This window comes from Embleya sp. NPDC020630 (genome assembly GCF_044334985.1).
Classification (GTDB): Bacteria; Actinomycetota; Actinomycetes; order Streptomycetales; family Streptomycetaceae; genus Embleya.
Map to the genome: position 1 here is coordinate 909294 of NZ_JBIRUB010000002.1, position 11311 is coordinate 920604.

General features: G+C 70.1%; 15 protein-coding genes. 7 read left to right on the forward strand and 8 right to left on the reverse strand.

The genetic code is table 11. The features are described 5' to 3' along the window. Positions 1-12: 12 nt before the first annotated feature. The gene (locus ACH4XV_RS10145) at positions 13-189 is read right to left on the reverse strand and encodes a hypothetical protein (protein WP_395788201.1); all 177 of its coding nucleotides are present in this window, start codon (positions 187-189) and stop codon (positions 13-15) included. 578 nt (positions 190-767) lie between these two features. On the opposite strand from ACH4XV_RS10145, the gene ACH4XV_RS10150 reads away from it, so the two are divergent. Next, on the forward strand, positions 768-1589 hold the full coding sequence (locus ACH4XV_RS10150) for a helix-turn-helix domain-containing protein (protein WP_395788203.1): 822 nt from the start codon (positions 768-770) through the stop codon (positions 1587-1589). Continuing rightward, positions 1586-1783 (forward strand): DUF397 domain-containing protein, encoded by a 198-nt coding sequence (locus ACH4XV_RS10155; RefSeq protein WP_395788205.1) that lies wholly within the window; start codon positions 1586-1588, stop codon positions 1781-1783. Before ACH4XV_RS10150 ends, ACH4XV_RS10155 begins: the two co-directional genes overlap by 4 nt. 75 nt (positions 1784-1858) lie before the next feature. Here the strand turns inward: ACH4XV_RS10155 and ACH4XV_RS10160 are convergent, their stop codons facing one another. Next, entirely contained in the window at positions 1859-2188 is a 330-nt protein-coding gene (locus tag ACH4XV_RS10160) for a putative quinol monooxygenase (RefSeq protein ID WP_395788207.1), read from the reverse strand. 58 nt (positions 2189-2246) lie between these two features. On the opposite strand from ACH4XV_RS10160, the gene ACH4XV_RS10165 reads away from it, so the two are divergent. Further along, a complete protein-coding gene (locus ACH4XV_RS10165) occupies positions 2247-2606 on the forward strand; it encodes a MerR family transcriptional regulator (RefSeq protein ID WP_395788209.1) in 360 nt (119 codons plus the stop codon). Positions 2607-2638: 32 nt separating this feature from the next. Here the strand turns inward: ACH4XV_RS10165 and soxR are convergent, their stop codons facing one another. Further along, positions 2639-3103: a redox-sensitive transcriptional activator SoxR gene (gene soxR / locus ACH4XV_RS10170; protein WP_380036188.1), complete on the reverse strand. Its 465-nt coding sequence runs from the start codon at positions 3101-3103 to the stop codon at positions 2639-2641. 91 nt (positions 3104-3194) lie between these two features. On the opposite strand from soxR, the gene fdxA reads away from it, so the two are divergent. Next, on the forward strand, positions 3195-3521 hold the full coding sequence (gene fdxA, locus ACH4XV_RS10175; RefSeq protein ID WP_395788211.1) for a ferredoxin: 327 nt from the start codon (positions 3195-3197) through the stop codon (positions 3519-3521). A 13-nt stretch (positions 3522-3534) separates the two neighbouring features. Here fdxA and ACH4XV_RS10180 read toward each other — a convergent pair whose 3' ends face one another. Continuing rightward, positions 3535-4089 (reverse strand): GNAT family N-acetyltransferase, encoded by a 555-nt coding sequence (locus tag ACH4XV_RS10180; RefSeq protein WP_395788213.1) that lies wholly within the window; start codon positions 4087-4089, stop codon positions 3535-3537. 137 nt (positions 4090-4226) lie between these two features. Between ACH4XV_RS10180 and ACH4XV_RS10185 the strand changes: the two genes are divergently transcribed. Further along, on the forward strand, positions 4227-4538 hold the full coding sequence (locus ACH4XV_RS10185) for a hypothetical protein (RefSeq protein WP_395788214.1): 312 nt from the start codon (positions 4227-4229) through the stop codon (positions 4536-4538). A 14-nt stretch (positions 4539-4552) separates the two neighbouring features. On the opposite strand, the gene ACH4XV_RS10190 is transcribed toward ACH4XV_RS10185, so the two are convergent. From ACH4XV_RS10190 to ACH4XV_RS10205, 4 genes are all read right to left on the reverse strand, one after another. Next, positions 4553-5005: an SDR family NAD(P)-dependent oxidoreductase gene (locus tag ACH4XV_RS10190; protein ID WP_395788216.1), complete on the reverse strand. Its 453-nt coding sequence runs from the start codon at positions 5003-5005 to the stop codon at positions 4553-4555. Between the two features lie 68 nt (positions 5006-5073). Next, positions 5074-6072, reverse strand: a complete 999-nt coding sequence (locus ACH4XV_RS10195) for a TolB family protein (RefSeq protein WP_395788218.1) — start codon at positions 6070-6072, stop codon at positions 5074-5076. Beyond that, complete coding sequence (locus ACH4XV_RS10200; RefSeq protein WP_395788220.1) at positions 6069-7400, reverse strand: MFS transporter; 1332 nt, start codon at positions 7398-7400, stop codon at positions 6069-6071. The genes ACH4XV_RS10195 and ACH4XV_RS10200 overlap by 4 nt, the downstream gene beginning before the upstream one ends. Positions 7401-7537: 137 nt before the next feature. After that, positions 7538-8764 (reverse strand): alkaline phosphatase family protein, encoded by a 1227-nt coding sequence (locus ACH4XV_RS10205; protein ID WP_395788222.1) that lies wholly within the window; start codon positions 8762-8764, stop codon positions 7538-7540. Between the two features lie 322 nt (positions 8765-9086). Between ACH4XV_RS10205 and ACH4XV_RS10210 the strand changes: the two genes are divergently transcribed. Together ACH4XV_RS10210 and ACH4XV_RS10215 are read left to right on the forward strand one after the other, a co-directional pair. After that, positions 9087-10088 (forward strand): hypothetical protein, encoded by a 1002-nt coding sequence (locus tag ACH4XV_RS10210; RefSeq protein WP_395788224.1) that lies wholly within the window; start codon positions 9087-9089, stop codon positions 10086-10088. A gap of 326 nt (positions 10089-10414) precedes the next feature. Then, the gene (locus tag ACH4XV_RS10215) at positions 10415-11299 is read left to right on the forward strand and encodes a LysR substrate-binding domain-containing protein (RefSeq protein ID WP_395788226.1); all 885 of its coding nucleotides are present in this window, start codon (positions 10415-10417) and stop codon (positions 11297-11299) included. Positions 11300-11311: the final 12 nt, after the last annotated feature.

Here is an 11311-nt window from a genome sequence, read left to right on the forward strand (position 1 = left end):
CTGCCTGCGGGTTCACGCCATCACCCCCGCCGCGCGCGCGGCCACGGCCCAGTCGTGGGCGGGCCGCGTGCGGGCGTCGGCCTGCGGCGGTCCTTCGGCCGCGCCCGCGTCGGCGTAGCGTCGTCGCCGCGCGGCGAGTTCGCCCGGCGTCATCAGGTACGGCGGAACGACTGTCGCCGAGTCCTGCACGGGCGGCTCGTCACCGACAGGCCCCGGCGGCACGAAGTCCCGCCACCCACCGCAGCGGGCGGCTGGCTTCGGTGTGGCGGGCTCGAACGGTCGCGGGCTTCGCTCGGCCCAGCTCCCGCGCCGGACGCGCGGCGCGGGAGCAAGGAGCCGCAGCACCCAAGTGAGCGCGCGGGCAAGAGAATTCCTCACGTTGTCGGTGTCCTTCCCGGATGTGGTGACGAGGTCGCGCGCAGCGGCGTGCCGGGACCCGGGTAGCGGCAATCCGGCGAGCACTTGCAGGGCGGGTTGGTGGACATGGATCCGTCGCCGAACGGCCACGTAGAGGGTCCGCCGGTGAACAGCTCGGGTGGCTTCACCATGTGGGTTCCGGATTGGTCGACGTGGTAGACCGCAAGCCACATCCGGCCACTGCCGGCGGCACGCTTCGGGCAGCGTTCGTTTGGTTCCAGGTCTCGCATTCGACTGCGCTCCTCACGATGTCCGCGCTTCACTGTGCGTATTGCGATGGTGGCGCGGCGCATCGCCACTTTGGAGTGAGCGCCCGTCCCGACTTTTTGTGGGAAAGGTGGGTGACCCCCGTGCGCTTCGAGGCAGCTCCCGATGGCGAAAAACGTTTGCACCGGTTCGGACTCGCTATGAGGGCGCAGCGCGAACGGATGGGCCTGACGCTGGCCGACATGGCGGCGGCGTACGGCTATTCGACGTCGACATGGTCTCGTTACGAAAACGGCAGCCCCATCCCGCCGGAGCTGCCCGCGAAGTTGGACGAACTCATGGGAACCCACGGCATGTTCGCCGTTCTCTGGGACATGATCAAGGATGAGCGGTGGCCAAACCGGTATCGCGATTACATGCGACTCGAAGACGGAGCAAGGGAGATCGCCGAGTACGCGCCGTACGTGGTTCCAGGTCTGTTGCAGACCCCCGAGTACGCTCGTGCGCTGTTTGAAGCAGTGAACCCGGACGCCACGGCCGACACGATCGAGTCCATGGTGGACCTTCGAATGAGTCGTCAGGCTCGGCTGCGCGGCTCCGACCCGCCCTACGTTTCCGCCGTGCTCGACGAAACAGTCATCAGGCGGGCGGTTGGCGGTCCTGCCGTTCTATGTGCGCAACTCGAAGCCCTGTTGCCCCTCGTGGACACGTCGCGAATGCTCCTGCGGGTTGCTCCGCTTGCCCGAGGTGCACACGCCGCTCTGGGCGCCCCGCTGATCATGCTTGGCTTGTCCGACGGTGGGCAGGTCGCGTATCTCGAAGGGCTCGTCAACGGGCAACTTCTCGAAGACCCGGATACTGTGCGGGCTCGTCGGCGGTCCTACGATCGGGTTAGCGCCGAAGCGCTGACGCCGGGTGAATCGGCAGCCCTGATTACGGCGGTCATCAAGGAGAAGCAGTCATGATCCAAGTTCCCCATCTCGGCGATGCGGTGTGGCGCAAGTCGAGCCACAGCAACGGGGATGGAGGTGCCTGCGTGGAAGTTGCCCCCGGCTTCGAGGTTGTGCCGGTTCGGGACTCGAAAGACCCGAGCGTTGGTCACCTCGTTGTTGCCCGGGGTTCCTGGTCGGCGTTGGTGTCGACGCTGCGTGGGGTCTGACGCGCGGTCGGCGTGAAGGCACGCAGGCGCTCGACCGGGTTTCCGGTCGAGCGCCTTGCATGTGCGGCGTGTGGCTCAGGCGGGGATCGGATTCGGCTCGGCGTACGGGCTGAGCATGGTGTCGAAGTAGACCTCCGGGGCCTCCTCCAGGTAGGTCGACAGGTTGTCCAGGAAGGCGCGCAGCGACGGCAGCGCGTTGTGCTGGTCCAGGTCTTCCTGGGAGCGCCAGACCTCGTAGAGGAAGAAGCGGCCGTCCTCGTGCTCGTGGAGGTGGTACTGCAGGTTGCCGGGCTCCTGCCGGGTGGGTTCCACCAAAGAGGAGAGGACGCGCCGGACTTCGTCCGCGTACTCGGGCTTGGGGCGCAGGAATCCGTAAAGGGCCAGGGGGCGAGCTGTGTTCGTCATGACTCCACGCTAAGATCTCACATCGATGTGAGATTCAAGGGGATGTGAGGAGCAGCACATGAAGATCGGTGAGCTCGCCGCCATTACCGGCACCCCGGTCCGACTGCTGCGCTACTACGAGGAGCAGGGCCTTCTGGAGCCCGACCGCCTCGACAGCGGCCACCGCCGCTACGGCGACGGCGCTCCCGCCGTGGTCCGACGCATTCGCGCGCTGCTGGACGCCGGCCTGCCGACCCGCGTCATCCGCGACCTACAGCCGTGCATCCGCCAAGACGGCACGATCGCCGAATGCACGCTGGAGACCCTCCAACAACACCTCGAAGGTCTGGACAACCGCATCTCCGCGCTCGCGGAAACCCGCACCTCCTTGGCCGGCCTCATCGCCGCCACCCAGGCCCACGAACGAGTCCTCGTCTAGAACGGCCCATCGTCGGGAGCGCGCAGGTCCGCTCATACGCGTCGGGGGCCGACACCCTCCCCGCCGAGCGTGTCGCCCGGGTTGAGCAGCGCGCATGCCTTCATGGACAGGCATCCACAGCCGATGCACCCGGTCAGTTCGGCCTCAAGCCGCTCGATGGTCTGCCGACGCTCCTCCAGCCGCCGCTTCCAACCACGCGAGGCGCGCTGCCACTCCTGATGGCTGGGCGGCCGGTCGAGCGGCACATCGGCGAACGCCTCCCGGAGGTCCTGCAACGGGATGCCGATCCGTTTCGCGACCGAGATCAACGCGACGCGGCGAAGCATGTGGCGCGGGTAGCGGCGCTGGTTGCGATCGTCGCGCTCGGATGCGATCAGACCGAGTTCCTCGTAGAACCGCAGAGCGGAGACCGCCGCTCCGGTCCGGGCACTCACCTCGCCGATGGTCAGCCAGTCGTCCGGCCGGGGTCGAACCTTGCCGGAACGGTAGCTCGTCATGGGCAGCCTCCTGTTGACCTCAACATTACTTGAGGTCATACGTTCGGCCGCATCGCAACGGTACGAACGACCTGGAAGGGACCGCAGTTCGATGACGTATGTGATCGCTTTGCCCTGCGTGGACATCACCGACAAGGCATGCATAGAGGAATGCCCTCTCGACTGCATCTACGAGGGCGAGCGCATGCTCTACATCCAGCCGTACGAGTGCACCGACTGCGGCGCCTGCGAGCCGGTGTGCCCCGTCGAAGCGATCTACGCCGAAGACGATATGCCGCAGGAGTGGCAGCACTTCACCGACGTGAACGCCGAGTTCTTCACCACCCTCGGCGACCCCGGCGGCAGCACAAAGGTGGGCCCCATCGGCCGGGACCACCCGCTCGTGACCGCACTGCCTCCCCAGGGCGACTCGGCTTGACCCAGGCGGCCATTCAGGCCGTTTCCAACGACATCGGGATGGCGTCCATCAGGACCTCGTCCACCCGACTGCCGGCCCACAGCGCACTGCGGCGGCGGTGGCCGATGCGTTGGAATCCCGCTCGCGTGTAGGCCCGGATCGCCGCCACGTTCGGCTCCAAGACCGCGAGGAACACGTTCTCCAAACCGGCTTCCTCGAAGGCGAAGTCGAGTACCAGGCGGGTGGCGGGGGTCGCGAGTCCTCGGCCGCGGCCCTCGTCGCCCAGGGTGATGAAGAACTCGGCCGCGGCAACGGGGTGGTCGATGGACAAGGTCGCGGTGCCGATCGGAAGCGGCCCCCCGTGAGGATCCGTGCGAAGGCGGTCGTACACGGTGAAGTGAGCGTTGGGCCCCGCAATCATGACGTCGAGTGCGGCGCGGAGCACTTCACGTTCCTCCGGCTCGAAGCGCCCGTTGCCGCGCATGACCACGGGGTCGTTCGTCCAGCGCAGGTACGTGTCCAGCAGATCGTGACGCCTGGGTCCGATGGCCAGGGATTCGGTGGCGCGCACGATTTCGGCGTGGGTCAAGCTGATGGGAATCGCCTCCCGGGGATACGCAGAACGGCCGTGCAGGCGGTGGTACCCGCCCGCTTTTCGACGTAATGCCCGGCCCTGGTCCGCTCCATCCATGCGTGCACCTCGGCCGGGCCCAGGACCTGGTCCGGATGGGCGCGCAGGCCATGGAGGTGGTCGCCGGACGATTGCCTCTTGGGATCGGCGCGCCGCAGGGGATGCGAGAGGGTGGGGTCGTGATGTTGACCGGTGAAGGTGTGACGGCCCCGAGGATGTTGCTGCTGAACCGGGTGAACTTCGAGCCCGGGTGCTCGGTGTTCGAGCTGGAGCGGCCGTTGTTCCTGTGCGCCGGGGACCGGTTGTGGGCCGAGGACGGCCGGGTCGTGGTTGAGCGCGCATCGGGTGAACAGGAACGCCCTGCGGGCGGCATGGCGTCCGTGTTTCGCCGGTGGCGGCTCCTTTAGGTTGCGTCGAATCTTCAGCCGAGGCCGCCGTTGGTGTGGAGGGTGGAGATGTTGATGATGCGGCCGCCGTCCCGCATGTGGCGGGCCGCGTAGCGGATGGTCAGGAAGGGGGCCTTGGTGTTGACGGACAGGACGTGGTCGAAGTCCTGTTCGGTCAGCTCGGCGATCGGGGTCGAGGCGGTGCCCGTCGCGGCGTTGTTGACCAGGATGTCGAGGCCGCCCAGGTGCTCGTCGGCCGTGGTCATGAAGGACTCGGCCGCGCCCGGCTCGCCCAGGTCGACCCGTACCGCCCGGGCCCGCCCGCCCGCCGCCTCGACCGCCGCGACCACCGCTTCGGCGGCGGCCTGGTCTCGGACGTAGCCGAACAGCACCTCCGCGCCGTCCCGGGCCGGCCGCTCCACCACCGCCCGCCCGATCCCGCGCGAGCCTCCCGTGACCACGGCCGACTTGCCCTTCAGCGCCGACATGACATACCTCCGATTGGTTGGATCGCCGGTATCGGTCCGAGCTTGCGCCGCCGGCGGGTGTCGGAAACTCAGTCGCGCAGGACGGCCGGGGACAGGGCGTGTGGGATCAGGAGGCTCGGGCTGCCCGTTCCGTCGGCGCGCGCGGTCCAGACGTCGCCGCGCAGGTCGCCTGGAAGGCTGTACACGACCCGGGCATCGTCGAGCCATTCCGCCTGGTCGTCGAGGGTTCGGGTCTCGGCGAGCGGCGTTTCCGCGTTGGTGGCCAGGTTCAGTACGAACAGGTGCCACGGGCGGTCGGCGTCCGCGCCCGGGACCCGCTTCTTGTACGCGACGCGCGTGCCGTCCGGGGACAACGACGGGCACTCGGCGTTCTCGCGCACCGTGCGCAGCGTACGGGCGGCCACATCGCCCCGCGCCAGCCAGGTATGGCCGCCGGTGGCCACCGTCGCGTAGAAGGTGTTGTCGTCGGCCGCGAAGGTCACGCCCCACACGTTGACGTCGGGGGAGCGGACCGTCTCGTCACCGCGGCGCAGCGTGTACGACTCCAGGTTGTCGTCGAGTCGCCCGCCGCGCGTGTCCAGGATCGCGGTCCGGGTGGAGAAGTTCAGGCCCGCGTACGACTCGCCGTTGACGAACGACGTCCACGCGACCAGTCGGCCGCTCGGCGAGACCCTGGCACGCGAGGGTGTCCCGGCCAGCGCGCGCCGGCTCGTCTCGCGCAGGTTCGTGTCCAGGATCACCGCGTCGTAGGTGCCGAGCGCCAACCGGGCCGGTTGCAGGCACACCCCCGTGCCGTGCGCGGCGTGGAAGACCAGGCAACCACGCGCGGCCACGGCCCGCTGCTCGTCGGGGTGCGCCGCGTCGACCGCCGCGAGGTGGTCCCGGCCGCCGTCGGCGGCGGTGCTGCGGAACACGATCCGGCCCGGACGATCCAGGCTCAGCGCCGTGTAGTCACCGTCCCGCCCCGCGCGTCCATCGCCCGCCGCCCGCAGGGTGTACAGCACGGCGAGGCCGACGAGGAGGGCGGTGACCACCGTGAGCACGGTCAGGCGCGCGGTACGGGTCATCGGGAAGCCCCCTTCGAGCCGGCCGAAGCCCCGGCGCCCGGGGCGAGCGTGCCGGCGGCCGGCAGCGCGACGGCGGCGAGCAGGGCGAGGGCCAGCCCGGCGGCGGCGAGCAGCACGGCGGTGTGCGGGCCGTACAGGGTCCACGCCGCGCCGAACCCGGCCGCGCCGAGCGCCCGTCCGCCCGCCTGCCCGGTCTGTACCAACGCCAGCGCCCCGCCGCGCAGTTCCGCCGGCGCGGCCGGTGCGGCAAGCGCCATCAGGACGCCGTCGGTGCCCGCGTAGAACACCCCGAGCAGGGTCGGGACCGCCACGATCAACACCCGGTCGGGCAGCGGCGCGAGCAGCACCAGGTAGCCGCAGAGCAGCGCGACATGACCCGCCAGGAAGATCCGGCCGCGCCCGTACCGATCCCCGGCGGTACCGGCCGGGACCGCGCACAGCAGGAAGACCAGCGCGGTGCCCAGCGGCAACAGCGGGAACAGGTGCGGCGACAGGTCGGTGCGCCGTTGCAGCAGCAGGTACACCATCGCGTCCCCGACGGTCGCCGCGCCGAGCAGCAGCGCGGCCGTACACACCCGGGCGAAGCCCGGCACCCGCAACACCGTGGCCGCGTCCCGCAGTCGCACCGGCGCGCGCCGCACCCCGACCTTCCCGACACCGGCCGCCGGGTCGCGGACGAACAGGAGCAGTACGAGCAGCCCGAACGCGGCGAAGCAGAAGCTCAGTACGAACACCGCGTCGTACGCGTCGGCCGTCACCCACAACACCGCGAGCGCGACCGGCGGCCCGAACAGCGCCCCCGCCGTGTCCATCGCCCGATGCACCCCGAACGCCCGCCCCTGCTCGGCCGGCGGCGCGGCCATCGAGATCAGCGCGTCGCGCGGCGCGGTCCGCAGCCCCTTGCCGGCCCGATCCGCCGCGAGCACCCCGCCGATCCCCGCGACCCCGCCGGCGGCCGGAAGCAGCAGCTTGCAGCCCGCCGAGATCCCGTAGCCGACCGCGGCGACCGTGCGATGTCGGCGGAAGCGGTCCGCGACATGCCCACCGAGCAGCCGCGATGCGGCGGTGGCGCCGTTGTACAGCCCGTCGAGCATGCCGAACGCCATGGGGGAGAGGCCGAGTCCGAGCACGAGGTATACCGGGAGCACCGCGGTGACCATCTCCGCCGAGACGTCGGTCACCAGCGAGACCACGCCGAGGACGAGCACCACGGGCGCCACCCGCCGTACGCCACGGCCGGTCGGCGGTGGCGGCGCCGGCGGCGCCTGCGCCCTCGGATCACGCGCACCGGACGCGAGATCGGCGGAACGACTGGACGACAGATACATCCGGGACCTCCGGGCGGCCGGGCACGGGCAGGAAGGAAGGAAGTGGCAGGCGGCGAGGGCTGGTTCGAGCCCTCGACGCCCACCCGCTCGACGCGTCGAGCGATCGGAATCGGCTCAACGCCGGAACTCGTCGACCATCAGAACCAGTTCACGGTCCAGCGAAACGCGGCGTCGGCTTTCGCCCCGGCGGAATCGGTGGCGGTCACCTCCGTGGCGAACGTCCCCACACCCCACGCCCGACCCGAGATCACACACGTCGACGCGTTCAGGAACAGACCCGCCGGCAGATTCCGCCCGACGCACGAATACGGCCCGGTCCCACCCGAGACCCGAAGCGCCAGATTCACCTCCTGATTGAACTTCGACGTCTGCGCCCCCGGATCGGCGATCGCCACGGTCGACGGACCCGGACCACCGTCGTCCCATACCTCGGTGATCGGGGTCGCGGTCGCCGCCTGGCCGGAGCGCCGGGTGCCGTACATGTCCTCGAAGGTGCGCAGCAGGCTGTAGTGGTCCTTGCGGCCCGCATACCGACCCGGCTTGACGTGCGCGCCGTACAGGATGGTCGCGATCCGGTTCTCGCTGCGGAAGTTGTCCTCGTCCCACGTGACCACCAGCAGGCTGTTGTGCGTCTTGGCCCATTCCGCGTAGCCACTCAGCTTGTTTCGGGTCCAGGTGTCCCCGGTGGAGATCCCACACGCCGGGTTGAACAGGCGGTCGTGCATGTCGTTGCACAGGTTGGGCACCACGTAGGAGACCGTGGGCAGGGCGGCGTAATCCGTCGGGAACGCGGTCATCGGATACGTGGTGGTGGCGGGCACGTTGGCGAAGGACAACCACGGGTTGTGCTTGCGCGCATACGAACCACTCGTACACACACCGGGGTTGGCCGCCGACCAGTCCTCGTTGTAACTGCCCCACGTGCCACCGACGTCGATCAGCTGCCGGCCGAGGTTGTCCGCGCTGTACGGCGCGCCCGGCGGCGGACACTCGTCGCCGGTGACGCCCTGGGTGGAACCGGAGAACATCGCCAGGTAGTTGGGCTGACTGGGATGCGTCTCGCCGTGAAAGTCGGTCAGGGAGGCGCCGCCGGCGGCCAGCTGGTTGAGATACGGCGCCTGCGAACTGCCGATGATTTCCTCCTGGTTGGCGTTCTCGTGCACGACGACCACCACGTGGTCGTAGCGCGGGATCGCGGCTGCGGCCGCGCGAGCGGCCGGCACCCGCTCGGACGGGCCGGCCGAGGCCGGGGCGGTGACCCCGGCGATCGCACCGAGTACGACCCCGACGGACAGTGCGACGAGGGTGGTGGATCGGGGTTTGCCCCGGGCCGTCGACCGGGACCCGGATCGGAAGTGGGCCATGACCTGGCGCCTCCTTGGCGTGGACGAAGCGGAACCGCAGCGTGGATTCGGCGACCCGACGAAACAACGTCCACCGCGCACAGGGGAGCCGGGCCCTGCCCGCCCGACGGGAGCCGGATTCCGCTCGGGACAAGGGCCCTGAACTGGCCGGGAGACACGCCGGTTCGGCCGGTCCACGCGGCGGTCACCGGCCGTATGCCGACCCGACGCGCATGCATCGATGCCCAAGCGGTGCACCACCGGAGCAGCCATGTCGTTCCGTCATGAATGCATGCCGGACCGGTATTGGACGCGGGTGAGAACGGCCTCATCTCCTGGAAACATGAACAGATCACGTTCCGCGACCCCACCGGAAACCCGCCCCCCGATCGACGCGCCCGCACCGCCCGGTCACAGCCGGGCCGCCCGCGCCCTGCGCCTTGCCCGCACCGCCGCCGTCGCCGCGCTCGCCACGGTCCTGGCCACGGCGGTCGGCATCACCCCCGCACACGCCGCCGACCCGCCCCACGTCCAGTGCACCCTCGCCGACGCGCGCATCGGCGAATCCAGCGGCCTGGCGCCCAGTTCCCGACACCCGGGCATCGCCTACACGCTCAACGACAGCGGAAACGCACCCGACGTGTTCGCGATCGACACGAATACCTGCCGCACCGTCGCGGTGTTGCACGTGTCGGGCGCGACCAACATCGACTGGGAGGCGATCTCGGTCGGCACCGACGACGCGGGCTACCCCGCCATCTTCGCGGCCGACATCGGCAACAACTTCTCCACCCGGACCCAGGTGACGCTGTACCGCATCGCCGAGCCCGCGACGCTCGCCGATGCCACCGTGCCGGCCACGAGCTTCCCGCTGCGCTTCGCCGACGGCGCGCACGACGCCGAAACCGCGCTGATCGACCCGCGCGACAACCGCCTCTACGTGGCGAGCAAACTCTTCGGCGCGCCCGGCTCGCTCTACCAGGCGCCGCCGCGCCTGCGCAGCGACCAGGTCAACGAACTCACCCGGGTCGGACCGGCACCGGACATCGCGACCGACGGCGCGTTCGCGCCCGACGGACGCTCGTTCGCGATCCGCAACTACTGGGACATCACCGTGTATTCGGCGCCCAGGCGGCAACTCGCCAAGTTCTCCGCGCCGAGCACGACCCAGGGCGAATCGTTGATGTACGCCCCCGACGGCAAGTCGCTGTACGTCGGCTCCGAAGGCGCGAACAGCCCGCTCTGGGTGGTCCCGTTGCCTCCCGAGGCGATCCCGGGTGGTCCGGGTCCGTCGTCCGTGGCGAAAGCCGACGCCGCGTTTCGCTGGACCGTGAACTGGTTCTGATCCACAGTCGTAGCGAACGGATTGCAACGAAGCGATTACCCAATCCGTCCACGGCGCACCGGCCGAACCGTGCCGGTCGCAGCGCAACGCGGCACCGCCGGGCGGGCCGGCGCGGTGTTCGGGGCAGTCGCCTCGGGCGCCGCGCCGGCTCGCGCGGTCGCTCCGTCATCGATGTCGCGCCCCGTTTCAGTCGCCCCCCGGCACCACGTCTCACCCTGGAGGAACACCATGGTCGACAGGCACCGTGCGGCACTCCGAACGCCATCCCGCACCCGGGCACACGAGCGGGTCGACATCCTGCTCCCGGGCGGAGGCATCGATACCCCGTGACCCTCCAACAGTTGCGCTACCTCATCGCCGTCGCCGAGCACGGCAGTCTGACCGGCGCCGCGCAGGAGCTGTTCGTCGTGCAGCCCGCGCTCTCCCGGTCGTTGCAGAGCCTCGAACGCGAGCTGAACGTCGTTCTGTTCGCCCGGGTCGGCCGGGGTCTCGTGCCCACGGCGGCCGGGGCCCAGGTGATCAACCTCGCGCGCAAGGTGCTGCGCGGCGTGCAGGCGATCAAGGACCTCGTGCACGTCGAGGAGCCGACGCACAGCGGTACGGTGCACCTCGCCGCGACGGCCACGCTCGCGATCGAGTGCACGAGCTGCCTGCTGCCCGGACTGGCCAAGCAGTACCCGGAGTTGCACATCGTGGTGGACCGACAGGACAGCCGGGAGGCGCTGTTCGCGTCGCTGCGCTCGGGGGCGACCGACATCGCGATGGTGGACCTGCCCGCGCCCGGCGGCTTCGAGGTGTTGCCGCTGCGCTCGTACGAGGTGGTGCTGGTCTCGCCGAAGCACACCCGGTTGCCGGATCCGGTCTCCTGGACGGACCTGGAGGAGTTGCCGATGATCCTGCCGTCCCGGCGCAGCGCGCGGCGGGCCGACTTCGAGATGTTGTTCGCCACCGCCGGGGTGCGGCCGACGGTGGCGATGGAGACCGACGACCGGGGGGCCTGGATCCCGTGCGTGGTGGCCGGGCACGGCTCGGTGCTCTGGTACGCCGACCTGGCCCAGCCGTTCGCGTCGAGTGTGGCCGTGCGGTCGATGAGCCCGAGGCTGATCCGCACGGTCGGCATGGTGCGCGGGCGCGGTCCGATCAGCCGCGAGGTGCGGACGCTGCTCGACTACTCCCGGCGCCAGGGGGTTCAGGAGATCGAGTACGTGTGAGCCCCGGCCCGG

Bases quoted from the DNA above. Each gene is read 5' to 3' on its own strand.
- ACH4XV_RS10155 (WP_395788205.1), top strand. From the start codon at position 1,586: ATGATCCAAGTTCCCCATCTCGGCGATGCGGTGTGGCGCAAGTCGAGC.
- ACH4XV_RS10160 (WP_395788207.1), bottom strand. From the start codon at position 2,188: ATGACGAACACAGCTCGCCCCCTGGCCCTTTACGGATTCCTGCGCCCC.
- ACH4XV_RS10165 (WP_395788209.1), top strand. From the start codon at position 2,247: ATGAAGATCGGTGAGCTCGCCGCCATTACCGGCACCCCGGTCCGACTG.
- soxR (WP_380036188.1), bottom strand. From the start codon at position 3,103: ATGACGAGCTACCGTTCCGGCAAGGTTCGACCCCGGCCGGACGACTGG.
- fdxA (WP_395788211.1), top strand. From the start codon at position 3,195: ATGACGTATGTGATCGCTTTGCCCTGCGTGGACATCACCGACAAGGCA.
- ACH4XV_RS10185 (WP_395788214.1), top strand. From the start codon at position 4,227: ATGGGCGCGCAGGCCATGGAGGTGGTCGCCGGACGATTGCCTCTTGGG.
- ACH4XV_RS10190 (WP_395788216.1), bottom strand. From the start codon at position 5,005: ATGTCGGCGCTGAAGGGCAAGTCGGCCGTGGTCACGGGAGGCTCGCGC.
- ACH4XV_RS10195 (WP_395788218.1), bottom strand. From the start codon at position 6,072: ATGACCCGTACCGCGCGCCTGACCGTGCTCACGGTGGTCACCGCCCTC.
- ACH4XV_RS10200 (WP_395788220.1), bottom strand. From the start codon at position 7,400: ATGTATCTGTCGTCCAGTCGTTCCGCCGATCTCGCGTCCGGTGCGCGT.
- ACH4XV_RS10205 (WP_395788222.1), bottom strand. From the start codon at position 8,764: ATGGCCCACTTCCGATCCGGGTCCCGGTCGACGGCCCGGGGCAAACCC.
- ACH4XV_RS10210 (WP_395788224.1), top strand. From the start codon at position 9,087: ATGAACAGATCACGTTCCGCGACCCCACCGGAAACCCGCCCCCCGATC.